The sequence below is a fragment of the Prevotella sp. genome, assembly GCF_051059605.1.
Lineage (GTDB): Bacteria > Bacteroidota > Bacteroidia > Bacteroidales > Bacteroidaceae > Prevotella.
This window is the reverse complement of the sequence record NZ_CP050883.1, coordinates 3,236,937-3,261,243: the sequence shown is the minus strand read 5'-3', so window position 1 is coordinate 3,261,243 and position 24,307 is coordinate 3,236,937. Positions and strand designations below refer to the sequence as shown.

Annotated in this window: 19 protein-coding genes and 2 tRNA genes; 3 read left to right on the top strand and 18 right to left on the bottom strand. The window is 38.3% G+C overall.

Features of this window, described 5'->3' with window-relative positions; all coding sequences use genetic code 11:
- Position 1 precedes the first annotated feature (1 nt).
- From truB to HEQ28_RS12595, 8 genes are all read right to left on the bottom strand, one after another.
- Positions 2-700 (bottom strand): tRNA pseudouridine(55) synthase TruB, encoded by a 699-nt coding sequence (gene truB, locus HEQ28_RS12630; RefSeq protein ID WP_434502954.1) that lies wholly within the window; start codon positions 698-700, stop codon positions 2-4.
- Positions 700-1,530 (bottom strand): undecaprenyl-diphosphate phosphatase, encoded by an 831-nt coding sequence (locus HEQ28_RS12625; RefSeq protein ID WP_434502952.1) that lies wholly within the window; start codon positions 1,528-1,530, stop codon positions 700-702. The genes truB and HEQ28_RS12625 overlap by 1 nt, the downstream gene beginning before the upstream one ends.
- On the bottom strand, positions 1,530-1,772 hold the full coding sequence (locus HEQ28_RS12620) for a DUF3098 domain-containing protein (protein WP_434502950.1): 243 nt from the start codon (positions 1,770-1,772) through the stop codon (positions 1,530-1,532). Before HEQ28_RS12620 ends, HEQ28_RS12625 begins: the two co-directional genes overlap by 1 nt.
- Positions 1,773-1,801: 29 nt before the next feature.
- A complete protein-coding gene (locus HEQ28_RS12615) occupies positions 1,802-2,680 on the bottom strand; it encodes a cell division protein FtsX (RefSeq protein WP_434502948.1) in 879 nt (292 codons plus the stop codon).
- A gap of 108 nt (positions 2,681-2,788) precedes the next feature.
- Positions 2,789-3,238 (bottom strand): lipocalin family protein, encoded by a 450-nt coding sequence (locus HEQ28_RS12610; protein WP_434502946.1) that lies wholly within the window; start codon positions 3,236-3,238, stop codon positions 2,789-2,791.
- A gap of 48 nt (positions 3,239-3,286) precedes the next feature.
- On the bottom strand, positions 3,287-4,069 hold the full coding sequence (locus HEQ28_RS12605) for a radical SAM protein (protein WP_434502944.1): 783 nt from the start codon (positions 4,067-4,069) through the stop codon (positions 3,287-3,289).
- A gap of 1,223 nt (positions 4,070-5,292) precedes the next feature.
- The gene (gene msrA / locus HEQ28_RS12600) at positions 5,293-5,808 is read right to left on the bottom strand and encodes a peptide-methionine (S)-S-oxide reductase MsrA (protein ID WP_434502942.1); all 516 of its coding nucleotides are present in this window, start codon (positions 5,806-5,808) and stop codon (positions 5,293-5,295) included.
- 245 nt (positions 5,809-6,053) lie between these two features.
- The gene (locus HEQ28_RS12595) at positions 6,054-7,067 is read right to left on the bottom strand and encodes an aspartate-semialdehyde dehydrogenase (protein WP_434502940.1); all 1,014 of its coding nucleotides are present in this window, start codon (positions 7,065-7,067) and stop codon (positions 6,054-6,056) included.
- Between the two features lie 125 nt (positions 7,068-7,192).
- Here HEQ28_RS12595 and HEQ28_RS12590 point away from each other — a divergent pair, with 125 nt between their 5' ends.
- The 3 genes from HEQ28_RS12590 (at position 7,193) to HEQ28_RS12580 (ending at position 10,953) form a co-directional block, all read left to right on the top strand.
- Complete coding sequence (locus HEQ28_RS12590; RefSeq protein ID WP_434502938.1) at positions 7,193-9,316, top strand: cation:proton antiporter; 2,124 nt, start codon at positions 7,193-7,195, stop codon at positions 9,314-9,316.
- Between the two features lie 11 nt (positions 9,317-9,327).
- Entirely contained in the window at positions 9,328-10,017 is a 690-nt protein-coding gene (locus HEQ28_RS12585; protein WP_434502936.1) for an ABC transporter ATP-binding protein, read from the top strand.
- Positions 10,018-10,086: 69 nt separating this feature from the next.
- Positions 10,087-10,953 carry a CvfB family protein gene (locus tag HEQ28_RS12580; RefSeq protein ID WP_434502934.1) on the top strand — a complete coding sequence of 289 codons (867 nt, stop codon included), beginning with the start codon at positions 10,087-10,089 and terminating at the stop codon, positions 10,951-10,953.
- A gap of 116 nt (positions 10,954-11,069) precedes the next feature.
- Here HEQ28_RS12580 and trpS read toward each other — a convergent pair whose 3' ends face one another.
- The 10 genes from trpS to HEQ28_RS12530 form a co-directional block, all read right to left on the bottom strand.
- Entirely contained in the window at positions 11,070-12,155 is a 1,086-nt protein-coding gene (trpS, locus tag HEQ28_RS12575) for a tryptophan--tRNA ligase (RefSeq protein WP_434502932.1), read from the bottom strand.
- A gap of 1 nt (position 12,156) precedes the next feature.
- Complete coding sequence (gene asnS, locus HEQ28_RS12570; protein ID WP_434502930.1) at positions 12,157-13,551, bottom strand: asparagine--tRNA ligase; 1,395 nt, start codon at positions 13,549-13,551, stop codon at positions 12,157-12,159.
- Positions 13,552-13,565: 14 nt separating this feature from the next.
- Positions 13,566-15,131: a pseudouridine synthase gene (locus tag HEQ28_RS12565; protein WP_434502928.1), complete on the bottom strand. Its 1,566-nt coding sequence runs from the start codon at positions 15,129-15,131 to the stop codon at positions 13,566-13,568.
- Positions 15,132-15,213: 82 nt separating this feature from the next.
- A complete protein-coding gene (gene purB, locus HEQ28_RS12560) occupies positions 15,214-16,560 on the bottom strand; it encodes an adenylosuccinate lyase (protein WP_434502927.1) in 1,347 nt (448 codons plus the stop codon).
- 172 nt (positions 16,561-16,732) lie between these two features.
- Positions 16,733-16,807: transfer RNA gene (locus HEQ28_RS12555), tRNA-Val, on the bottom strand.
- Between the two features lie 146 nt (positions 16,808-16,953).
- Positions 16,954-17,028: transfer RNA gene (locus HEQ28_RS12550), tRNA-Val, on the bottom strand.
- A gap of 757 nt (positions 17,029-17,785) precedes the next feature.
- On the bottom strand, positions 17,786-18,958 hold the full coding sequence (locus HEQ28_RS12545) for an OmpA family protein (RefSeq protein ID WP_434502925.1): 1,173 nt from the start codon (positions 18,956-18,958) through the stop codon (positions 17,786-17,788).
- 104 nt (positions 18,959-19,062) lie between these two features.
- The gene (mutL, locus tag HEQ28_RS12540; RefSeq protein WP_434502923.1) at positions 19,063-20,898 is read right to left on the bottom strand and encodes a DNA mismatch repair endonuclease MutL; all 1,836 of its coding nucleotides are present in this window, start codon (positions 20,896-20,898) and stop codon (positions 19,063-19,065) included.
- Positions 20,899-21,181: 283 nt separating this feature from the next.
- The gene (locus tag HEQ28_RS12535; RefSeq protein ID WP_434502921.1) at positions 21,182-22,849 is read right to left on the bottom strand and encodes an OstA-like protein; all 1,668 of its coding nucleotides are present in this window, start codon (positions 22,847-22,849) and stop codon (positions 21,182-21,184) included.
- Positions 22,850-24,292 carry a peptidylprolyl isomerase gene (locus HEQ28_RS12530; protein ID WP_434502919.1) on the bottom strand — a complete coding sequence of 481 codons (1,443 nt, stop codon included), beginning with the start codon at positions 24,290-24,292 and terminating at the stop codon, positions 22,850-22,852.
- Between the last annotated feature and the right edge of the window lie 15 nt (positions 24,293-24,307).

Genomic DNA, 24,307 nt, shown 5'->3' with positions numbered 1-24,307 from the left:
TTTATTTATCAGTTTGTACTAACCATTCTTTTATTTGCTCGTAATCGAGACATTTATCTATTGTAAAATCGCCGACTCTGGTACGTCTCAATGCAGTAAGATATGCCCCACTACCCAGTGCACGCCCCAAGTCACGTGCCAAAGCGCGTATATAAGTTCCTTTTCCACATACTACATGAATACTGAGTAGCATTTTTTCTGCGTCGAAATCAGTCACCTCAATCTCATCAATATGTACATTTTTGATTCTCAGCGTTACTTCTTCTCCTGCACGGCGCAAGTCACAAGCACGATCTCCGTTTATCTTCACTGCGCTATATGTAGGCGGAACCTGTTCTATATCGCCAATAAACTGTTGGAGCTTACTGATTATAAGTTCACGAGTGATATGTTCTGTAGGGAAATGTTCATTTTCCTCATGCTCCATATCATAGCTCACCGTTGTAGCACCCAACTGCAAAGTAGCGGTATATTCTTTTGTATGACCTTGAAATTCCTCTATTCTTTTTGTAGCCTTACCGGTACACAATATCAGAACCCCTGTTGCCAAAGGATCAAGCGTTCCTGCATGACCTATTTTAACTTTATATCCAAGTTCATGTGAAAGCACATAACGCACATGCGCCAATGCACCAAAACTTGTTATGCGGTAAGGCTTGTCTATTGCAAACACCTCACCAGCCTTGAAATCCTTATCCATCAGCTAGCCATTACTAGTGAATGCCCTGTTAAAAGCATTATCAATATTATTAATCCAACAACAATACGATACCAACCAAATGCCTTGAAACCATATTTGGTAAGGAAACTTACAAACCATTTCATTGCAAGCAAAGCAACGAAAAAAGCGATAACACTTCCTACTATTAATAGCATTATGTTATGCGATGTAGCCCATGTTGTACCTTCGCCGAACATTTCTATCAAGTCAAGCAGTGTAGCTCCTGCCATAGTTGGTACGGCAAGAAAAAAAGAAAATTCAGCTGCATTCTTACGTGTCAGTTTCTGCTGCATTCCACCAACTATCGTCGACATACTGCGACTCATTCCAGGAATAACAGAAAGACACTGAAACAGCCCTATAAAGAAAGCACGTCGGCAAGTAACCTTATTATCGTCGTTACCTTTATTGAATATCCTGTCGCAAAACAACATAAAGATACCACCTAGCACAAGCATAACAGCAACAACTTCTACACTATCAAGCAGCCAGTCTAGCAATCCTGATTTCTTTGCAGCCAAGCCGATAAACATAGCTGGTATAATTCCAACGATAAGAAGACCATAGAATTTCATCTTACTGACAAATTCCTCATAGTTTCTCATTTGAAAAAATCTTTTCCAATATAAACATACAACAGACAGGATTGCTCCAAACTGTATAATGAAAGTAAAGGCATGAACAAATGGATTACCCTGTTGAATACCTAATAAATTCTGAGTTATTATCATGTGACCTGTTGATGACACCGGCAGAAATTCTGTCAAACCCTCAACAATGGCAATGATGATTGTTTGTATTAAATCCATTATTCAGCAGCGTTATTTTCGTCTTTAGGTTTGCGGATGACAGCGTAGATAATAGATATAAAACCTACGAAGCACACTACTGGAGCAACCTTTATGCGCATAGCACTGAATATTTCTGGATTAAATGTATTCTCTGTAGAACCAACACCACCCATGAGAATAAACCCAATTATGACAATAGCCACACCGACAGCCAACAAGATAAAGTTGGTTTTGTCGAAAGCAAAATTCTTCTTATCCATTATTTTCTAGTTTTTTATTTCTTAATTTATCAGATTTTATAAAGGTCACCAGCCTTCATCTTCAAGAACTTGTTGACAGAAAGGCTTGAACATATTGCTGTAATAATGATTCCAAACAAGAACACTGATATAGCAGTAATAGCAACAATTTCCCATGTAACGACGGTCAATATTCCTGGTTCATAGCTATAGAGGGCATATAAACATGTTCCCAACACGGCAATAGCAACAAAAGCAGCTATCATACCTACAACAATAGCACGCATCACGAAAGGATAACGTATAAAGCCCCATGACGCTCCAACTAGTTTCATTGTATGAATAGAGAATCGGCGCGCATATATTCCAAGACGAACAGTATTGTTTATCAAAGAGAACGATACAAATGTGAGCAATACTGCCAACACCAGAAGTACGAGACTAATCTTTTGCAGATTATCGTTCACACTGTTTACCAATGCCTGCTGATATGTTATATCACCAACCTTAGGATATTTTTTCAGTTCTTTTGTTATCCATTTCAATGAATCAGTATTGGCATAGTCGGCTTTCAACTGGAGTTCTATTGAAGCAAGAAACGGATTAGCACCAATAAACTCAGAAGGGTCTGTGCCCATAGCCTCTGTTTGTTCCTTCAAAGCAGCTTCCTTACTGATATATGTAATCTTATTTATATACGGACGATGATGAATCATACTGCACAACTGCTGTGCCTCAGGATTTGTAATATCGTCCTGAAGCATCATTGTTACAACAAGGTTCTCCTTAACATAAGTAGATAAGTTTCTGGCTGTAAGCACAGAAAATACTACCATACCCAATAAGACAAGCACCATTGCAGTGCTTATGCACAAAGTTATAACCTGCAATCCGTGACGATTGCGGGATGTTTTACGTTTCTTTCCCATTTAATAAAAGAGTGTATTACACCAAATATCTTGCAAAGATAGTGTAAAAGTGATGATAACACAATAGTTTAACAGCAATTAACTCTTAATAGAACTAAGTTTAGTTTATTATTTCCAAGGATAAATCAACCTACTTGTATCATATCCTCTACGTGAAGCTTCAGATATTATTAGAGCCATATCTTCTTCTGATAATTTTGATATCCGTGATAGTATCCATAAGTATTTAGATGAGCTTCCACCCACCAAAGCCCAATTATAGTTTTCATCTACTGCAAGCACTCTATAATCAGAATAAAATATCCAGAAAAAAGATACTCTCAGCAGTCCGGGAACAGAGGTTGTCTTTGCTTTTCCGACAGCACTCTTCATTCTACCGGTTTTTATATCAACACCAGAATTTACTACTTTGATAGTTCCATTAGGATTCAGCGAATATTCTGCAAAAGCATTACTAATGCCACGCTCAAAACGATTGTCTATTCGGGCAATCTCATACCACCTGCCTAGATACCTATCCAGCACAAGATTTGAAACTGTAGTTACATCTGTTTTCATAAGCTGAATATATTTGTTTCTATAAATTCACTACCATAAAACACTGTATCAATATGATGCAGAACAAGGAATCCCAGCGACAATCACTCTATCTCTGATTGCATCTAATTCTGCATGCGTCGCTTTTTCAAGTTTTTGATCAGGAGTCTCACGGTCTATTGTATATATCATAACCTCCTGTGGTTGAATACTTAATACTGCATCAAGCCAAGGTCTAATATATCTTTCACCAGTATTATCAACATCTATGCCATCAACAGTCTTACCCTTCAAAAACATAGTCTGTATTATCACATGCCCGTTGAAGAGTTTTAGATTATCAATAATATTACTGACATCATACGATTTTTGAGTAGGGCGATCAACACGTTTTATGTATTCGGGGTCGACTGTATCTAATTTCAGTATATTATTGTCAACCAGCATCAGCGCATCTCTTATACTTTCTTTATTAATAAACGTACTATTGCTCAACACACTTATTTTTGCTTCCGGACAATATTGATTTCTAAGTTCTATTGTATCACAAATAATATCATAGAAATTAGGATGAGTCGTAGGTTCTCCATTACCTGCAAAGGTAAGCACATCTGGATGAACATTCTGTGCGTGCATTTCCTTCAGTTTCTTTCCCAGAGCTAAAGCGACTTCGCTTCTTGTTGGGCGTTTCTGCATAGGAATCCGTTGTTTATTAAATCCACATTCACAGTAAATACAGTCAAATGTGCATACCTTACCGTCAGCCGGCATAAGGTTTATACCTAATGAAATACCAAGTCGGCGACTATGAATTGGGCCGAATATTGGTGAAGGATATATTACAGTACTCATATTATATTTTATTACCAGAGCATAGCCAACATGTTGACTTTCCCATCTCTTGTATCTGCAAATATATAAAAACAATATTACCCAAACAAATATTTTATTGAAGTTTTAATTTGTCCAAACAAATAAAGTTTAATACGATAACTAACAACTATATTTATTAAACAAAAAAAACAAATATCCGACAGGAAGTGGAGAGAATACTCCCTGCCGAAATATTTGTCATCCATTTGCAAGCAGGCTTTACTGCTTTGCTTTGAATATTTTTGTTTATTAAATTATTCTTACAATCGTTTTTTAGCGTATATTTATTACCTTTCGGCAACGTATATAGTTTGCTGTTTTATATTAAGACGCAAATGCGTCGAAAAAGTTGCACGTATATTCTATATTTCTGTTATTTTTGCAAAATTTTTTATATAAAGTTTGATATACTGTCTTTATTTGAATAAAACACGTATATCATATCATGGTATACAAAGGTATTACTCTTTGTTATATCATATAGATGCTCTTCCCTACACTTTTCATTTTTTGAAACTACGAAGCAACGTTCACATCAGCATACCCTTTATTTAAAGGCTTCATGTAAAATAATATAGGAATATTAGCTACAGCTTTATAAAAAGACGGAAGTAAAAATAACACGCACAAAAAGTATTCCTTATATAATGTACACGCACATGCGCGCACACTTAGGCTTTTTCAAAAAACAAGTGTCGGATTGTCGATTAGCTGACTACCAGCGATTTAGATAGGTTTTAGCACAAAAGCAAGTGTCGATAAATTTTAAAGAAACAAAATCAGCTATTTTTTCATGACCGTTGCATTTCTATATAGAAACGCATCTTACTTGAGAGTAAAAAACGCCTCTGAATGATGAACCATTTTGCGTTTCATCGATATAAAGCAGAAAAAGCAGCTCCTATGCCGTCACTTGTTTTTAATATTATCATTTGTATATAACTGATAATCAAGCCATAGACACACAGACACTATATTTATTAAAAAGTCCAGATGATAGAATTAAGTGGCTGCTATTATAAAATCGTTTTCACGATCAAACGTTTGCGTTTCTACGATCAAACATTTGCATTACATCGATCAAACGTTTGCGTTTCTACGACATAAAGTTTGCATTATATCGTCAAAACGCATTCCCATTCTAAACGGAAAATTGTGAGAGGGAGTAATATTCTCGAGTAAATTATTACTTAAAGCCTTGATTATAAAGTTCCCTTATCCTTCGCCTTTCTAGCAAATTCAAATAGTGCTAAAGGCAAATGACAATATCCATTTGGATTTTTATCTAAATAATCTTGATGATATTCTTCAGCTGCATAGAAATTCTGTAGAGGTTTAACTTCAACGGCTATTGGTTGGGATAATTCTTTTTGCTGTTGATCAAAAACCTTCTCTATAACAGGAAGCTGGTCTTCGGATGTATAGTAGACACCAGTACGATATTGTGTACCACAATCACCACCTTGCTTGTTTACACTTGCCGGGTCAATCGCTTTGAAGTACATATTAAGTAAAAACTCCAGGCTTATTTTCTTCTCATCATATTTAATATATACTGTTTCAGCAAAGCCAGTTGTATCAGTGCACACTTCTTTATAAGTCGGATTTTCAGTCTGTCCATTTGCAAATCCAACTTTTGTTTCTAATACTCCGTCTATTTGTTTGAAGAAATGTTCTGTTCCCCAGAAACATCCTCCGGCTAGATATATTTCTTTCATAATATGCAAAGATAATAATTAGTTTTCAAACCATATAAGATTTTGACTATTTTCCCAACAAATGAGGATTGCATAACCTAAACATAACATTTGCTTAGAAACAGTACATACAATAAGCCGACATTTCTAAACACGATACCTATCGGTGGTTTTAGAATTATCGTGAAAACTGTATTCTGTCCCGACATCAATACTGAGTCGGTAGGATACTGTTTTCACGATCATCCGCAAATACGCCACAAGCGTTATTTTACATTTCCTACTTTAATAAGATATTCTGCAATCTGAACAGCATTCAGGGCAGCACCCTTACGAATCTGATCACCTGTTAACCATAATGTATTACCATTATCATCGGCTAGGTCCTTGCGAACACGACCTACGTAAACATCATCCTTTCCTGCACTTTCAAGTGGCATTGGATATACATAGTTCTGTGGATCGTCTACAAGAGTTACTCCAGAAGCAACCTCAAGAGCCTTACGTATTTCAGCAACATCTATAGGTTTTTCTGTTTCAAACCATACACTTTCAGAATGAGAACGAAGAGAACTTACACGTACGCAAGTGGCACTTGTGCGAACATCGCTGTGCATAATCTTACGAGTCTCGTTATACATCTTCATCTCTTCTTTTGTATAGTCAGTCTCTGTCATCTTGTCAATCTGAGGAATCACGTTGTAAGCCAACTGATGAGGGAACTTACTGATAGTTTTAACCTCGCCATCCTCAACCAATTCCTTATATTGCTGCTGGAGTTCAGCCATTGCTGCAGCACCAGCTCCACTTGCACTCTGATAACTAGATATATGGATTTTCTTAATGTGACTGATATCCTCGATAGGTTTCAAGACAACAACCATCATGATAGTTGTGCAGTTTGGATTTGCAATAATATTGCGTGGTCTGTCAAGAGCATCTGCAGCATTAACCTCTGGCACTACCAAAGGAACATCATTTTCCATACGGAATGCACTTGAATTATCAATCATCACTGCACCATATTTAGTTATGGTCTCTGCAAACTCTTCAGAAGTTCCACCACCAGCAGAAGTAAATGCGATATCAACATCTTTGAAATCATCATTATGCTGCAAAAGTTTAACCTCGTAGTCTTTTCCCTTAAAATTATATTTACTTCCGGCACTGCGTTTAGAGCCAAACAAAACGAGTTCATCCATTGGGAAATTTCTTTCTGCAAGAATACGTAGGAATTCTTGTCCCACGGCTCCACTTGCGCCAACAATTGCTACTTTCATATTGATATCTTTTAAAAAATTAATCTAATTTCAGATGCAAAAATACAACTTTTCATATTAATATCATTCAAAAGTGATATTTTTTTTGCACCTTTGCATTATCATTTATAAATCGTGCAGCTTTTATGCAAAATATATCGCAATATCTACCGATAACAGATCCGACGTGGATATTCTTCATCGTCCTATGTATCATTCTGTTTGCCCCTATCCTAATGGGCAAATTGCGTATTCCGCATCTCATAGGAATGATTCTGGCTGGAGTTATCGTCGGACCGCACGGTTTCAATATATTATCACACGACAGCTCGTTTGAATTGTTCGGTAAAGTAGGACTTTACTACATCATGTTTCTCGCTGGACTAGAGATGAACATGGCCGACTTCAAGAAAAATAGAATAAAAACTTCAACACATGGTATTCTAGCATTCGCAATACCAATGATTATTGGTTTTGCGCTCAATACGTCGCTACTGAAATATGGAGTTCTCACATCAGTACTTCTTGCGAGTATGTATGCATCACATACACTCATAGCCTACCCTATAGTATTAAGATACGGATTGTCTCAACAACGAAGTGTAACAATTGCCGCTGGGGCAACAGCCATTACAGACACATTGACATTGCTTGTTCTAGCCATTGTCGGTGGAATGTTCAAAGGAGAAGTTAATGGCTTGTTTTGGTTTATACTGGCAATAAAACTCTGCATCGTATTCTTTATCATCATATATTTCTTTCCACGAATGGCAAGATACTTCTTTCAACGATATGAAGAGAACGTTACACAATTCATATTCGTACTTGCAATGACATTTCTTGGAGCAGGAATGATGGCTTTTATTGGTATGGAAGGATTGCTCGGAGCATTCCTCACGGGACTAGTATTGAACCGATACGTGCCAAACATATCGCCACTGATGACACACCTTGAGTTTGTAGGCAATGCTCTTTTCATTCCATATTTCCTTATCGGCGTTGGCATGTTGATTAACATAAACATTATCTTCGCAGGCTTCGGCACACTAAAGGTTGCAGGGGTGATGATTGCAGTGGCATTATCAAGTAAATGGCTTGCGTCACTAGCCACGCAAAAGCTATTCAACATGAAGAGCATTGAGCGCGAACTGATATACGGATTAAGTAACGCACAGGCTGGAGCAACTCTTGCAGCAGTGTTGGTGGGATACAATATAATTCTTCCCAACGGTCAAAGGCTGCTTAATGATGACGTACTCAACGGTACGATTATTCTGATTCTTGTGACATGTATATTCAGTTCGTTTACTACCGAAAGAGCTGCGCGCAAAATAGCACTTACAAACAAGAATAAGATTAGCGAGGATAAAACTGCCGATGATGAGAAGATCCTTATCCCTGTGGAACAAAAAGAAACAGCCAATGAACTGGTGAAGATTGGTATAATGATGAGAAACACCAAACTTAACAGAGGAATAATTGGACTTAACGTAGTTCTTGACGACCTTAATCTGGCGTATAACCAAGAAAAAGGAAGAAACACGCTTGAATATATGGAGATGACAGCAAATGCTGCCAACGTGAGAATGATAGTACAAAGCAGAATAGCTACTAACATTAGTAACGGAATATCACATGCTTTTAAAGAATATTCAGCATCAGAAATTATAATGGGTATGCACGAATGCCACGGAAACTACAAAAATTTCTGGGGAAACATAACGCAAAACCTGTTCAGTGACATATCAAGGCAGTTGATGATCGTAAGATGTCTGCAACCAATCAACACTTTCAGAAGAATACAGGTGGCTGTACCAAAGAAGGCCGAATTTGAACCAGGATTCTACAGATGGCTTGAAAGGCTGTCAAGAATGGCAGCAAATCTGAATTGCAGAATACAGTTTCACGGCAACAGAGGTACACTTTCGCTGATTAACGAATACGTACAAAACAGACATACTGACGTTAGAGCGGAATATGTAGCCTTTGAAGATTGGGATGAGCTACCTAAATTGGCAATCAATGTCAACGATGATCACCTGTTTGTTGTAATCACAGCCAGAAAGGGAACTATATCATATATACCATCATTTGATTCCCTTCCAGAACAGCTTACCAGATTTTTCAACAGTAACAGTCTGATGATAATATTCCCTGACCAATATGGGGATACGTCGGGAATGACATTCACGAAACTACAACTTTCTGAAGAACACAGTCCATACCAGTTCTTCAGACAATGGATGATAAAGAATAAAAACAAGAATTAAATATAAATATTATGATAGATATCAAAGGCATAACAAAAAGTTTTGGAAGCCTACAAGTATTAAAAGGCATAGACTTACATATTAAAAAAGGCGAAATAGTAAGTATAGTCGGACCGTCTGGCGCGGGAAAGACTACTCTATTGCAGATTATTGGCACACTGGACAAGCCAAACAAAGGTACTATCACGATTGACGGAGTTGACGTAAGTACTTTGTCAACAAAGAAGCTCAGCGATTTCCGAAACAAGCATATTGGTTTCGTATTTCAGTTTCACCAGCTTCTGCCTGAGTTCACTGCACTTGAAAATATTATGATTCCCGCATATATCGCAGGAAAGGGCAACAAAGAAGCGATGAAAAGAGCTAACGACCTGCTTGATTTCATGGGATTGAGCGACAGAGCTAACCATAAGCCTGCTGAGCTGTCTGGCGGTGAGAAGCAACGTGTGGCAGTGGCAAGAGCTTTGGTTAACAATCCAGCCGTTATTCTTGCAGACGAGCCATCTGGTAGTTTGGACTCAAAAAATAAAACAGAACTGCATCAGTTATTTTTCGACCTGAGAGATAAATTTGGTCAGACATTCGTCATCGTAACTCATGATGAGGGACTTGCTGAAATCACCGACCGCACTATACACATGAAAGACGGATTGCTGGATGATCAAGAGAATGTGGAGAATGCTGAGAGCACAACCATTTAATTAACAAAATGACATAAGCCTCAGCACGCAAAGTGGTTGATGCTTATATCAAGTAAAACAAAAAAAATTATGTCAATAGAAATAAAACTTGGAGAATACAATCTCCTACGTGTAAAAGAAGAAGCCCGCCGTGAAGGTTTTGGCGAAGTTTTCGGAATGTATCTTGATGCAGGTCGTGAAGGAGAAATTCTTATGCCACAGAAATATGTACCCGAAGGAACTAAACCTGGTGACGAGATAGAATGTTTCATATATCTTGACCAAGACGAAAGACCAATCGCTACAACTGAAAAGCCATTTGCGAAGGTAGGTGATTTCGCATATCTGAAATGTTCATGGGTGAATGAATACGGAGCATTCCTTGACTGGGGACTGACCAAAGATATTTTCTGCCCGTTCAGAGAACAGAAAAAGCGCATGGAGATTGGCGATAGTTATATCGTTCACATACATATTGACGAAGACAGCTACCGTATTGTTGCCAGCGCAAAGATTGAACATTATATGCAAGAAACGGATGACACTTGCGAACTGCAAAGAGGTTCTGAAACTGACATTCTAATATGGCAGAAGACAGACTTAGGTTTCAAGGTTATCGTAGACAACTCATATCCAGGACTGATTTATGAAGATCAGATATTTAAGTATGTTCACACAGGTGACCACATGAAGGCATACGTGAGCAACATGCGTCCTGACGGAAAGATAGACCTATCGTTACAGCCACTTGGTATTGCTGCAGCAGAAGACTTTTCAACAACATTACTTGATTACATTAAGAATAATGACGGTTACTGCACGCTAAACGACAAGAGCGACCCTGAAGAGATTAAACGTCAATTTCATGTCAGCAAAAAGGTTTTCAAGAAAGCTGTTGGCGACCTTTACAAGAAGAAGATGATAAAATTGGCTGACGATGGTCTTCACCTTGCATAAAAGATAATACACAAAGTATAAAAAACAACCCCGATGCGGTAAATACTGCATCGGGGTTATTATTTATATTTCATTCAAATCATCTCATCTTAATATAAGAAGAAACAACGAATTAATTACTTTTTATACTTCTCTGTCTGTTGCTTGATCAAAGCAGCATCATTGAAGTAATCAATCTGCATTGCCTTTCTTACCTCGTCCATTGTCTGTGCGGCTGCAGCACGAGCATCATCACTACCCTTTTTGAGGATATTGAAAATCTCAGGAATGTCCTGTTCAAACTCATGACGACGCTCACGAATAGGATCAAGCATACGATTGATTACGCTATTCAGCAACTGTTTGCACTTCATATCGCCTACTCCACCATGTGTGTAGGCATCTTTTAGTGCTTCAAGATTACTATATTCAGGCCAGAAGTCAGCAAAATCCTGATCTGTTGAGAATGCATCAAGATAGGTGAACACTGCATTTCCTTCTACATGTCCAGGATCACTTAGATTGAGATGAGTAGGGTCTGTGTACATGCCCTTTACTTTCTTCCATACAGAATCAGCATCATCACTAAGATAAATACAGTTACCTAAACTCTTACTCATCTTCTCCTTACCATCTGTACCAGGAAGACGACGAGATGTAGCATTCTCTGGTAACATTATGTTTGGCTCAACCAAAACCTCACCATAAGTCTGATTAAAACGACGTGCAAGTTCACGAGTAATCTCTATCATTGGTTCTTGATCTTCACCGGCAGGAACAGTTGTTGCCTTAAAAGCAGTAATATCAGCAGCCTGTGAAACAGGATAGCAAAAGAAACCCATCGGAAGATTAGCTTCGAAATTACGCATTTTGATTTCAGTCTTCACTGTTGGATTACGCTGCACACGAGATACACTGACAAGATTCATCAAGTAAGTTGTCAGTTCAGCCAATTCAGGAATCTGACTCTGAATGAACAGAGTACATTTTGCAGGATCAAGTCCGGCTGACAAGTAGTCTAGAGCAACTTCTATAATATTCTGACGAATCTTCTCAGGGTTATCTGCGTTGTCTGTCAATGCCTGAACATCAGCCATAAAAACAAACATGCGCTCGAAATCACCTGAATTCTGAAGTTGAACTCTACGGTGGAGACTGCCTACATAATGTCCAAGGTGGAGCTTTCCTGTAGGACGGTCACCGGTTAGTATTATTTTGCCCATTTTAGAATTCTGCAGTTTTTGGAGTACGAGGGAATGGGATTACATCACGGATGTTCTGCATTCCTGTAACAAATAGAATAAGACGTTCGAAACCTAATCCGAAACCAGCATGAGGGCAACTTCCATACTTACGAGTATCAAGATACCACCACATATCCTTCATAGGAATATCTCTGCGTTCTATTTCACCTACCAACTTATCATAGTTTTCCTCACGTACAGAACCACCGATTATTTCACCAATCTGTGGGAAAAGGACGTCAGTACCCTGAACAGTCTTGTCGTCTGCATTAATCTTCATATAGAAGGCCTTGATATCCTTAGGATAATCTGTCATGATGACAGGCTTCTTGAAATGCTGTTCAACAAGGAAACGCTCATGTTCGCTGGCAAGGTCAATACCCCAAGAAACAGCATTCTCAAACTTATGTCCCTTAGCGACTGCCTCTTCAAGAATCTTTATACCTTCTGTATAAGGAAGACGCACAAAGTCCTGCTTCAACACACCTTCAAGCCTCTCAATAAGTCCCTTATCAATCATATTGTTAAGGAATGCCAAGTCATCCTTGCAGTTATCAAGAGCCCAGCGTATACAATACTTTATGAAATCTTCCTCAAGATCCATAAGTCCTTCCTGTTCAAGGAAAGCTACCTCTGGTTCAATCATCCAGAACTCTGCCAAGTGACGAGGAGTATTACTATTTTCTGCACGGAATGTAGGACCGAATGTATAGATAGATCCCAAAGCTGTTGCACCAAGTTCACCTTCAAGCTGACCAGATACAGTGAGTGAAGTCATCTTACCGAAGAAATCATCATCATATTTAATTTTGCCATCATCATCCTTCTCAAGATTGTATAGGTTCTTTGTAGTAACCTGGAACATCTCGCCAGCACCCTCACAATCACTTGCTGTGATAAGAGGAGTGTTGAAATAGAAGAATCCATGATCATGGAAATATTTATGTACAGCTATTGCCATATTATGACGAATTCTGAACACAGCGCCAAATGTATTTGTACGCAGACGCAAGTGAGCGTACTTGCGCATATATTCAAAACTCTGTCCTTTCTTCTGCATTGGATAGTCTGAAGGACAAAGACCATAGATTTCAATGCTTTTGCACTGAATCTCTACAGTTTGTCCTGCGCCCTGACTCTCCACGACAATGCCATCAACACCGATGCAGGCACCTGTTGTGATGCTTTTCAGTTGTTCTTCCCCCATTATAGATGGATCTACAACTATCTGAATATTGTTAATGGTAGAACCGTCGTTGAGTGCAATGAAATCAACAGCTTTGCTACTACGATGAGAGCGAACCCATCCTTTAACGTTAATGTCTTTGCCATATTCGATGCTTTTAAGGGCATCGATAACTTTTGTTCTTTTCATTTAAATTTATTCTATTATTCAAACATACCGCTACGAAGCATTTCAACTTCCTGTTCTGTGAGGAAGCGCCAATCGCCACGACGTAAGTTTTTCTTTGTTAGACCAGCAAACTGTACACGGTCAAGTTTTACAACACGATAACCTAAGCTCTCGAAGATACGACGTACGATACGATTCTTACCACTGTGGATTTCAATACCTACCTGACTCTTATCCATATCGTCAGCATATTCTATTGCATCTGCATGAATCTCTCCATCCTCAAGTTCAATACCGTCTACTATCTTCTGCAAATCCGCTGCAGTTACGTTCTTGTCAAGATAAGCGTGGTAAACCTTCTTCTTAAGGAACTTAGGATGAGTAAGCTTACTAGCCAAATCACCATCGTTTGTGAGAAGAAGAACACCAGTAGTATTTCTATCAAGACGGCCTACAGGATAGATTCGTTCAGGACAAGCATCCTTTACCAAATCCATTACTGTCTTGCGCTGCTGTGGATCATCACTTGTTGTAACATAATCCTTTGGCTTGTTGAGAAGTACATAAACTTTTTTTTCCAAAGATACAGGCTGCTCATGGAACTGAACCACATCAGCACGCAATACCTTTGTTCCAAGTTCAGTAACAACTGCACCATTTACTGTAACAACACCAGCCTGGATGAATTCATCAGCCTCACGACGTGAGCAAACTCCAGCGTTGGCAAGGAACTTGTTAAGACGAATTGGCTCATTAGGGTCGATATTCTCTTCCTTATACTCAATACGCTTCTTAAGACTGTACTTTGCATTAGGATCATAATCGGCTGTGCGAGGACGATAACCATCCTGCTGACCATAACCACCACGGTTATTATTATATCCGCCGCGATTGTCGTAACCACCCTGCTGACCATAGCCACCACGATTGTTATTATATCCGCCACGGTTGTTGTCGTAACCACCCTGCTGACCATAGCCACCACGATTGTTATTATATCCGCCACGGTTGTTGTTGTAACCACCCTGCTGACCATAGCCACCACGGTTGTTATTATATCCGCCACGGTTGTTGTAACCACCCTGCTGGCGTGGCTGATAGCCACCTTGGTTATCAGCATTATTGTAACGAGGGCGATAGCCACCTTGATTATCATCATTATTGTAACGAGGACGGTAACCACCCTGATTATCATCATTATTGTAACGAGGACGATAGCCACCACCTTGCTGAGAACTACCATAACTTCCGCGGTTGTAACTGCCGCCTTGGTTATCATCGTTGTTATAACGAGGACGATAGCCACCACCTTGCTGGCGTGGTTGATAACTGCGCTGTGGACGATCGCTGTTTTGCATACGATCACCTTGCAGACCTGAACCAAAACCTTCAGGGCGGAAACCATTATCATTATTATAACTACGGTCAGTACGTTCTGAGCTATAAGTGCGCTGACTGTGAATACGTGGACGCTGTGTGCGATTTCCAGTTTCATGATAATTGTTGGAATAATTTCCTGATGTTCGTGAGTAGCCCTCACGGGTGCCCTCATTCTGTTCTGTTGACAGATTCTGAGATTTGTTTTCTAATTCTGAATCCATTTTCTAAAATTTTTATTAGCCTCGCGGCCTGGTTATTATTTTCAAATTGATAATTAATATCTAATAAATCTACATCTGGTTTTTATACACCAGTATAGTTGTGTGGAGTGATTGCCATAAGCTCGGCTTTAACACTGTCACTAACATTCAATTCTTTGATAAACTCATGGATGGTCTCCTCGGTCATCTTAGCATTAGTACGCGTAAGTGCTTTCAATGCCTCATATGGATGAGGATAAGCCTCACGACGAAGTATCGTCTGAATAGCCTCAGCAACAACAGCCCAAGTATTATCCAAATCTTCGGCTATCTTGTCTTCATTAAGAATAAGTTTGCGCAATCCCTTCAATGTACTTTGAATACCAATGATTCCATGTCCCAATGGAACTCCAATATTACGCAATACAGTACTGTCAGTAAGATCACGCTGCAATCTGCTAACAGGAAGTTTCTGAGCAAGGAACTGTAGTATAGCATTCGCTATTCCAAGGTTGCCTTCACTATTTTCATAGTCGATAGGGTTTACCTTATGTGGCATTGCACTTGAACCAACCTCGCCAGCCTTGATTTTCTGCTTAAAATATTCCATCGAAATATACATCCAGAAATCACGATCAAGGTCAATAATTATTGTATTTATGCGGCGAACAGCATCAAAAATAGCACCAAGATAGTCATAATTACTAATCTGAGTAGTCCATTGTTCACGCTCTAATCCTAATTTTTCACTTACGAATTTGTTACCAAATGCTTTCCAGTCATATTCTGGATAAGCAACATGATGAGCATTATAGTTACCTGTCGCACCACCAAACTTAGCGGTAATCTTGCAAGCCTTCAAACTATTAAGTTGTTCGGTGAGACGATATACATAAACCATGATTTCCTTACCCAAGCGTGTAGGGGATGCAGGCTGTCCGTGAGTCTTTGCAAGCATTGGTACATCTTTCCAGTCATCAGCATATTGCTGTAATATGGCAATAAGCTCTTCTACCTGAGGACAATAAACATCAACAAGGGCTTCCTTTACAGTAAGAGGAACACTAGTATTGTTAATATCCTGAGAAGTCAATCCGAAATGTATAAATTCCTTATAGGCATCCAAGCCTCCAATCTTATCAAATTCTTCCTTGATAAAATACTCAACTGCTTTTACATCATGGTTGGTTATTTTCTCTATATCCTTTACACGAGCCGCACACGCCTCGTCAAAGTTGCGATAGATATCACGAAGTCGTTCAAAAAGAGTTTTATCAAAAGACGCAAGCTGCGGCAAAGGCAACTCACACAAAGTGATAAAATATTCGATTTCTACACGTACGCGATAACGTATCAAAGCATACTCTGAAAAATAGTTTGCCAGCGGTTCTGTTTTACCTCTATAACGGCCATCGATAGGCGATATGGCAGTCAATAAATCAAGATTCATAACTATATTACGTAATAATATTATAATAATGTTGCAAAGATATAGATTTTATGTGAGACAAGTTAACTACAAAATGATAAATATCATTAAAAAAGACATCCCTAGATAATTTTAATGATTAACAAAATAGGCATAAACAAAAAAAGACTTAGGAAATTCCTAAGTCTTTTTGTGGGCGTTGACGGATTCGAACCGCCGACCCTCTGCTTGTAAGGCAGATGCTCTAAACCAGCTGAGCTAAACGCCCTTACGTTTGTAAGCGAATGCAAAAGTATGGTTATTTTTTTAAAGTACCAAATAACTCAGATTATTTTTACATTTTTTAATATTAACTTCAGATTAGAAGAAAAAAATAACCCTGCAGTCTCTAAAGATTGCAGGGAAACTTTCTAGTGGGCGTTGACGGATTCGAACCGCCGACCCTCTGCTTGTAAGGCAGATGCTCTAAACCAGCTGAGCTAAACGCCCTTACATTTGTAAGGCGAGTGCAAAAGTAACACTATTTTTTTATAACGCCAAATATTAATGATATTTTTTATTAAAAAATATATCGCATAAAAAGCAGATTTGTTTATACCCATATTTGTAAATGCCCACGATTGACACTAGTCAAGTGCGGCTACTAAAAATTGTTATATCACTGATTATCAAGAGCTTTAGTAATGCCAACCAAAAAGATATCAGTATCTCACATCTTATTTGACTCATGTCAAGAAATTGGCATAATTCATAAAAATGGAATATATTTGTATACCAAATGTCAAATAGAGGCAGTATCTTTGCATCGTAAATAGAGATTTACAGAGGATAAAAGGATAACAAACGTGGGAACAAAATTAACCCACAAAAATTATGAAAGGAAAAATTATGATGACATTAATGATTGTATTGGCGATTGTAATCGCCATTGTTGCTCAAGCAGTAAATGTGAACAACAAGATCCAAATGGGAAAATAACTTCCCTTTGGAGTTTTAGAGACAAAGAAAGTAATAATCACTAAATTGAGAGAAAGGAAAAATTATGAAAAAGATTGTAGAAAGCATTAGAAAAGCGATAAAGAAAATCACTAGAGGATACATTATCGGCATGAAACAGTATGGAGAAGCACTCCTTCGCGGAGGCTCATACGGATGTGTGTAATGTAGAATTAATAGGCTTTAAATAAAAAAGGGCTGCAAACCGAAGTTGATTCGGTATTGCAGCCCTTTATTTTATAACGATGATTTATTCTGTAATCTGAACTGTTGCACGACGGTTGAACTCAATCGGCTTAAGAGTTTCTGATCCACCGAATACAGCTGTCTTAATATTACTGCGAGAAACACCCATCTGTACCAGTTGGTTTACAACAGTATTTGCACGCTTAAGAGAAAGCTTCTTGTTGATTTCAGGTGTACCTGTTGCTGAATCAGCATAACCTGTAACAAGAATGTTAGAGTTATTCTCTATCGCATATTTAGCAAGAGCACGAACATTTACGAGGTCCTTCAAAGAAGATATATCAATCTTACCGATATTGAAGAATATTGAAATAGGAGTTGTTACAAACTCTTTTACACTCTTAATTTCTGTAACCTTAACTGTAGTAGTGTCTTTCTTTGAATTCTCTTTGCGAAGTTGTTCGTTCTCATTTGTCAAATCAGCCAACTGCGCATTAAGAGCGTCAAGCTGAGACTGAGACATCGAGTTTATAGCATCACCGTCAAGCGACTTGCTCCACATTCCTTTACCTAAGTTCAGAGTGATACCAACTTCAGCATAGAGATTATTATCTTTAGCATTCCATCCACGGCTATTATTCTTTCCACCATTCTGTACACCGTCAAAATCATTTTCCAATCTGTTATATCCTAGTTCTGTATATACACTAAGTTTATTACAAATCTTCCAAGATGAATTAATACCAGCACTAAGCTGCATAGCATAAAGATTAGAATTACAGTTACGTGATATACCACCACCAACAAACGGTGTGAGGTTCCAGACACGATTAGGATTGTAACCATAAAGCATATTACTCAAGTTGAACATAATATGTTCGTTGAGCATCCAATAATCAAACTTATTTGAGGAAACCTGAGGACCAACCTGCTTTGCTTTCCACATCTGTACTTTAGTACGCAATCCTATACTAGGAGTAAACCATTTGCCGATAGCGACAGCACCGCCGAAAGTTGTACGCTCACTATCAAACAATCCGTAACTATCTCCTTTATTCAATCCAAGACCATGCTCCTGATTTGAGATCCAAGAGTTGTAATCACCACCTAGTTGTACAAACCAGTTACTCCAAAAAGAATTAGTTGAAACACTATGCTTCAATACAGGTTGAGTATCCTGTGCAAAAGAAGCGTAAGAGCATCCTACTAAGGCCAAAGTCATTAATAGTTTTTTCATAAGCCGTATTATTTGTAAATATAAGTTTATATCGCAAAGATAATACAAATTCTATATAATTATATCTTTTTTATTAAAAGTTTTACAATTTATGAAAAAATATTTTATCCTAACAAATGTTCTATCTCATTCTGTTTCAGTATACATAAAATATTTTTACCGTCGGGAGTATAGTTAGGATTTGACGATGCAAAGAGACTATTAAATATATTTTCCATTTCATCATTGCTCAACACCTGTCCAAAAGGAATTGCGGCATTTCGCGCAAGGGTTAAAGCTAAAGAACTGTTTGTCTCATCGGCTATATCGCCAGCTTTTTCCTGTGCCGACAAAATAATATCATGCAAAAGTTCAACTACGTTTAATCCCTCTATTCCTGCAGGAATTGCATTTATCGCATAACTACCACCTCCAAGAGCTGTAATCTCAAAACCGAGTTTGATCATTTCGGGCTCTATCTTATTCAAGGTAACATCCTCTGTTGCAGAAAGATGAATACTTTCAGGAAACAATACCTTCTGTGAAGGCACCTCTCTATTCTTCATCTGCTCAAGATATTTATCATAAAGTATTCTCAAATGAGCACGATGCTGGTCAACAATCATAAGTCCCGACTTTACCGCCGTCATGATATAACAACCTTTGTACTGATAATGTGCCGGAGATTTTTCTGCTATAACATTTTCTATTGGAGTATCATCTACCTCTTGAGAAGGTTGCGCCATCTTCGAAGTAAATAAATCATTATCCTGGCTAGCCTGACTTTTTAATCCATTGTAAAGGCTTTCCCATTTGTCAACCGATTTTGTCTGAGGCTGTGCACTACCCCCCGTATTAAAAGGATTATATGTTGGATTGAACTGCACTTTAGGAGCAGATACATTATTTTCCGGATTATAAACAGGGATATCTGGACGTCCCAGAGTATCAAAATCAATTGAAGGGACATCATTGAACATGCCAACAGCCTCTCTTACAGATGCAGAAAGAATCTGCCATATTGCCTGCTCATTCTCAAACTTAATTTCAGTCTTTGTAGGATGAATATTTACATCTATGTCCTCTGTGTTAATGTCAAAGTAGATGAAATAAGGAACTTGTTCGCCCATAGGAACCAAACGGTCAAAAGCATTCATCACTGCCTTACTAAAATAAGGATGCTTCATATACCTACCATTGACGAAAAAATACTGATGTGCCCCCTTTTTACGTGCAGACTCTGGTTTGCCAACATATCCTGATATCTTGCACATTGAAGTATCAACCTTTACGGAAAGCAAATCCTGATTAAGACGTTTACCGAATATATCTATAATGCGTTGGCGTAATACACCAGCTTTAAGATTAAACATTTCTGTACCATTACTATGCAAAGTGAAAGATATATCGGGATAAACCAATGCTATACGCTCAAAAGCTGTTATGATATTATTAAGTTCTGTAGAGTTCGATTTGAGGAATTTGCGACGTGCAGGAACATTATAGAATAAATTTTCTATCGAAAAATTACTTCCAACAGGACAAGAGCATGGCTCCTGACCAGTAAACTTACTACCAGAAATAGACAGAAGAGTACCGATCTCATCAGAAGATTGACGAGTCTTTAACTCTATCTGCGCCACTGCTGCAATAGAAGCTAAAGCTTCCCCGCGAAAGCCCATTGTATGAAGAGAGAACAAATCCTCTGCACTACGAATTTTTGATGTGGCGTGACGTTCGAAAGACAATCTGGCATCAGTTTCTGACATACCCTTACCATCATCAATCACCTGTATTGAAGTTCTTCCTGCGTCAACAACAAGAACATTAATATTCTTAGCTCCTGCGTCAACAGCGTTTTCAACCAACTCCTTAATAACAGAGGCTGGTCGCTGAATAACTTCACCCGCAGCAATTTGATTAGCTACAGAATCAGGCAATAACTGTATTATGTCACTCATAAAATGTCGTTAAAGTAAAAATATTAAAACAAGACAAAACAGCACAATAAGGAAAGTGAACGTCACCATAATGGCAAAACAATTACAGATTCCTTCCTACGTACATAACGAGATGTATATGGCATTACCTAAGAGAATGCCTGCATAAAACTTTTTTATCAATACTGCATTAGGAAGCATATCAATTTCGTGGCGAAGATTTTGCATATAGAAATCATTCATTGCGCTTAACCATATATTTTCATACATGTTTAATGCCTTACCTTCGACAGCTTCTATCAACTCATTTCTCTGTATTGGCAATATTCTGTAACGGTGCTTTTTTGCGACCTACCGGTTTCAATTTATTATTGTCTCCCTTTCCTCGCCATAAGAAAACATCATCCGGACCTGTTGGACGCAAGTTATCAAACCATGCAAATTCAGGAAGCTTATATTTATTTGGAGGAATCTGTGTCATCGGATACATAACACTTTCATTCTTCGGAGTCCATATCTTTTGAAGTTTCCTTTCTGGAGAAATATAAAGCTTCATCGTATCAGTCTCTGTATAAACTAATCCCTGAAGAGTGGAATCCTTATCATCTACAGGATAATATATAGTCTTCACATTTCCGGAAGCAACCACTCTACGAACATTTCCCTTTACAAAATAAGTTGTTATCACCTTACTTGATAGCTGGTTGTAATGTTTCTTATCGGGCATAAGTTCAATACTTAGCGCCTGACCTATAACATGTGCCTCACGCACAGTGCTATCTTGCAAATACACCTTTATTACCTCACCCAATATCTGTCTGTCTGTATTCCACGCAATAGGATCTTTATACATGGTCATACATGAATCCTTTGAATTGTAAACCAGAGAATCACATATAGCCTGAACATCACTGCGGAAAACCTTTGCATGCTTAAAGCAATGCACCTTACGATATACAGAATCTGTATTTATATTGAATGTATAGATCTTCATTGAATCGGCATGCATATAAAGAGTATCCTTTTGGGAATATTCTTTTGCTAACGCATGACCTGTCGCCCATCCACGACCAGTATTTTCATTATAAACAAGACGATGACCTAGAAGTTGGTTCTTGTTTTTTTTGTCTACATAAACCACATTGCCATAACCGCGTGCTAGTCCTGTTTTCTTATTATAAAAAAGACTATCTCCTGTGATTTCCTTATTCTTATCGGTAACAGTTGAACGACTATACATCTCCGCCTTATCAGTCTTACTATTAAAATATGCATCAGAGGTATTTATGACACTACCTTTTTGAACAATTTTACTTGGACCAACAACATGTGCGATAGACTTCTTGGTATCGTAATGCAATTCATCGGTGGTAATGATACGATTACTGCTATGCATCTTTACATTATACCAGAAAACTGCCTCACGAGTTTGTGTATTATAATCTCCCCAGTCTGACGATAAGCGATCTTTTCCGTCAACAAGACGCCCACCCTCAAAGAAATAAGCATAGTTATTGAAACGGTCAAAATCAAGACTATCTGTATAAAGGACCTTAGTACCATGATGAAGCACGACATTATTTCGAGCTTCTAATAATTGGCGCATACCATCATAAGAAGCACGTTTGGCAACCAATGACAATTCACGTCCTTGAACATAGCGTACATGTCCAAAAGCCTTTACAGAATTAGATCCCTGAAAGAAATATGCACTATCGCACCAAAGGCTTGCACCTTGATGAGTAAAATGCACACGCCCTTTTACTATTTGCGCATCTGGATTAGGACCAAATTGGTCGAATTTAAGGATATCAGCATGAACAAGATACACCCTGTCATCCATATTCACACGCTTAGCCTTACGACCAGCAGCACCGATCGTTTGAAATATGCTTAGTCCAAACAGGCACAAAACCGCCGGAACGACGATTCTATGCCCGAAGATATATCGTATTATATTGCTAAACTTCATTTACTTAACCCATCCTTGATATTCAAAATCACAATCTTTATATCGTGGATTCATGCGGACATAAGTCTGCTTAATCTTATTAACGACCCAATTGTGGAGTTTCTTTTCACGCTCCTTAGCCTCAACGACATCCTGCATAGTCTGGAAATCTTCGGTTATCTTAGCTCGATGACCTTCTATCCTACTTTTTAGCTTTACAATAGCAACAACAGTCTTTCCTTTTGAGTTTATCATTTTGAAAGGAGCCGAAATCTCACCTATCTTCATTGTATCAACAACACTTGCGACCTCAGTAGCAAGGTTCTTCATCTGGAACTTAGATGTTACTTTACCAGTCTGATTATCGTTATATGCCATAAGACCATGATTGTTGCGAGTATCCTTATCTTCAGAAAGATATGAACATGCTTCCTCAAAAGTAAATTTCTTAGACTTGATATCATTGCTTATTGAATCCAAACGACCTATTGCCTGATTGACTTCTTTATCTGACACTTTTGGCTTAATAAGTATATGGCGTACCTTTATCTTATCACCTCGCTTATCGATAAGTTGGATAATATGATAACCAAACTCTGACTCAACAATTTTTGAAACCTTCTTTGGATCAGTAAGATTAAAAGCTACATTCGCAAAAGCTGGATCCAAAGTTCCACGACCTGTATAATCCATTTCTCCACCTTGTCGTGCTGAGCCAGGATCTTCTGAATATAAACGTGCCAAAGTTGAGAAAGAAGTTTCACCCTTTGTTACACGGTCTGTAAAACTGCGAAGTTGGTCTTTTACTCTGTTTATCTCAGACTGTGGGATACGTGGCTGACGAACAAGAATCTCCACTTCAACCTCAGTAGGCACAAAAGGGATACTGTCTTGTGGTAAATCCTTGAAATATTTACGTACATCAGATGGTGTTACAGATATATTCTCAACAAGTTTACGACGCATTTTTTCTATCAACTGACGATTTTTGAAATCATCATGCAAGTCTGAACGCATCTGACTTACAGTCTTACCCTGATACTCTTCAAGTTTCTCACGTGAACCAGCTGAATTAATCCAGAAATTAATCTGTTGATCTACGCTACTTGCGATATCAGATTCTGTAACATCCAATGAGTCTATCTCGGCTTGATGAAGATACAATTTCTGCACTGCCAGTTGTTCAGGAATAGTACAGTCGGGATTACCTCCCCACTTAACGCCTTCCATCTCACCTTGCAGTCGCATCTGCTCTACATCAGACTTCAAAATAGGTTCATCACCTACAACCCAAACAACTTCGTCAATGACGCTATGTTCAGGAGCTTTCTGTACAGCTGGTTTAACCTTTACAGAATCTTCTGTACTAGACATTATACCATCTGTCTTATTAGCTTTAGCTGACATTCCTGTAAGGAGCAGTAGTCCAAGGAAGCCGGAAAATATTTTATATCCCTTATTCATAAATTCTATTTTAAT

Bases quoted from the DNA above. Each gene is read 5' to 3' on its own strand.
- truB (WP_434502954.1), bottom strand. From the start codon at position 700: ATGGATAAGGATTTCAAGGCTGGTGAGGTGTTTGCAATAGACAAGCCT.
- HEQ28_RS12625 (WP_434502952.1), bottom strand. From the start codon at position 1,530: ATGGATTTAATACAAACAATCATCATTGCCATTGTTGAGGGTTTGACA.
- HEQ28_RS12620 (WP_434502950.1), bottom strand. From the start codon at position 1,772: ATGGATAAGAAGAATTTTGCTTTCGACAAAACCAACTTTATCTTGTTG.
- HEQ28_RS12615 (WP_434502948.1), bottom strand. From the start codon at position 2,680: ATGGGAAAGAAACGTAAAACATCCCGCAATCGTCACGGATTGCAGGTT.
- HEQ28_RS12610 (WP_434502946.1), bottom strand. From the start codon at position 3,238: ATGAAAACAGATGTAACTACAGTTTCAAATCTTGTGCTGGATAGGTAT.
- HEQ28_RS12605 (WP_434502944.1), bottom strand. From the start codon at position 4,069: ATGAGTACTGTAATATATCCTTCACCAATATTCGGCCCAATTCATAGT.
- msrA (WP_434502942.1), bottom strand. From the start codon at position 5,808: ATGAAAGAAATATATCTAGCCGGAGGATGTTTCTGGGGAACAGAACAT.
- HEQ28_RS12595 (WP_434502940.1), bottom strand. From the start codon at position 7,067: ATGAAAGTAGCAATTGTTGGCGCAAGTGGAGCCGTGGGACAAGAATTC.
- HEQ28_RS12590 (WP_434502938.1), top strand. From the start codon at position 7,193: ATGCAAAATATATCGCAATATCTACCGATAACAGATCCGACGTGGATA.
- HEQ28_RS12585 (WP_434502936.1), top strand. From the start codon at position 9,328: ATGATAGATATCAAAGGCATAACAAAAAGTTTTGGAAGCCTACAAGTA.
- HEQ28_RS12580 (WP_434502934.1), top strand. From the start codon at position 10,087: ATGTCAATAGAAATAAAACTTGGAGAATACAATCTCCTACGTGTAAAA.
- trpS (WP_434502932.1), bottom strand. From the start codon at position 12,155: ATGGGCAAAATAATACTAACCGGTGACCGTCCTACAGGAAAGCTCCAC.
- asnS (WP_434502930.1), bottom strand. From the start codon at position 13,551: ATGAAAAGAACAAAAGTTATCGATGCCCTTAAAAGCATCGAATATGGC.
- HEQ28_RS12565 (WP_434502928.1), bottom strand. From the start codon at position 15,131: ATGGATTCAGAATTAGAAAACAAATCTCAGAATCTGTCAACAGAACAG.
- purB (WP_434502927.1), bottom strand. From the start codon at position 16,560: ATGAATCTTGATTTATTGACTGCCATATCGCCTATCGATGGCCGTTAT.
- HEQ28_RS12545 (WP_434502925.1), bottom strand. From the start codon at position 18,958: ATGAAAAAACTATTAATGACTTTGGCCTTAGTAGGATGCTCTTACGCT.
- mutL (WP_434502923.1), bottom strand. From the start codon at position 20,898: ATGAGTGACATAATACAGTTATTGCCTGATTCTGTAGCTAATCAAATT.
- HEQ28_RS12535 (WP_434502921.1), bottom strand. From the start codon at position 22,849: ATGAAGTTTAGCAATATAATACGATATATCTTCGGGCATAGAATCGTC.
- HEQ28_RS12530 (WP_434502919.1), bottom strand. From the start codon at position 24,292: ATGAATAAGGGATATAAAATATTTTCCGGCTTCCTTGGACTACTGCTC.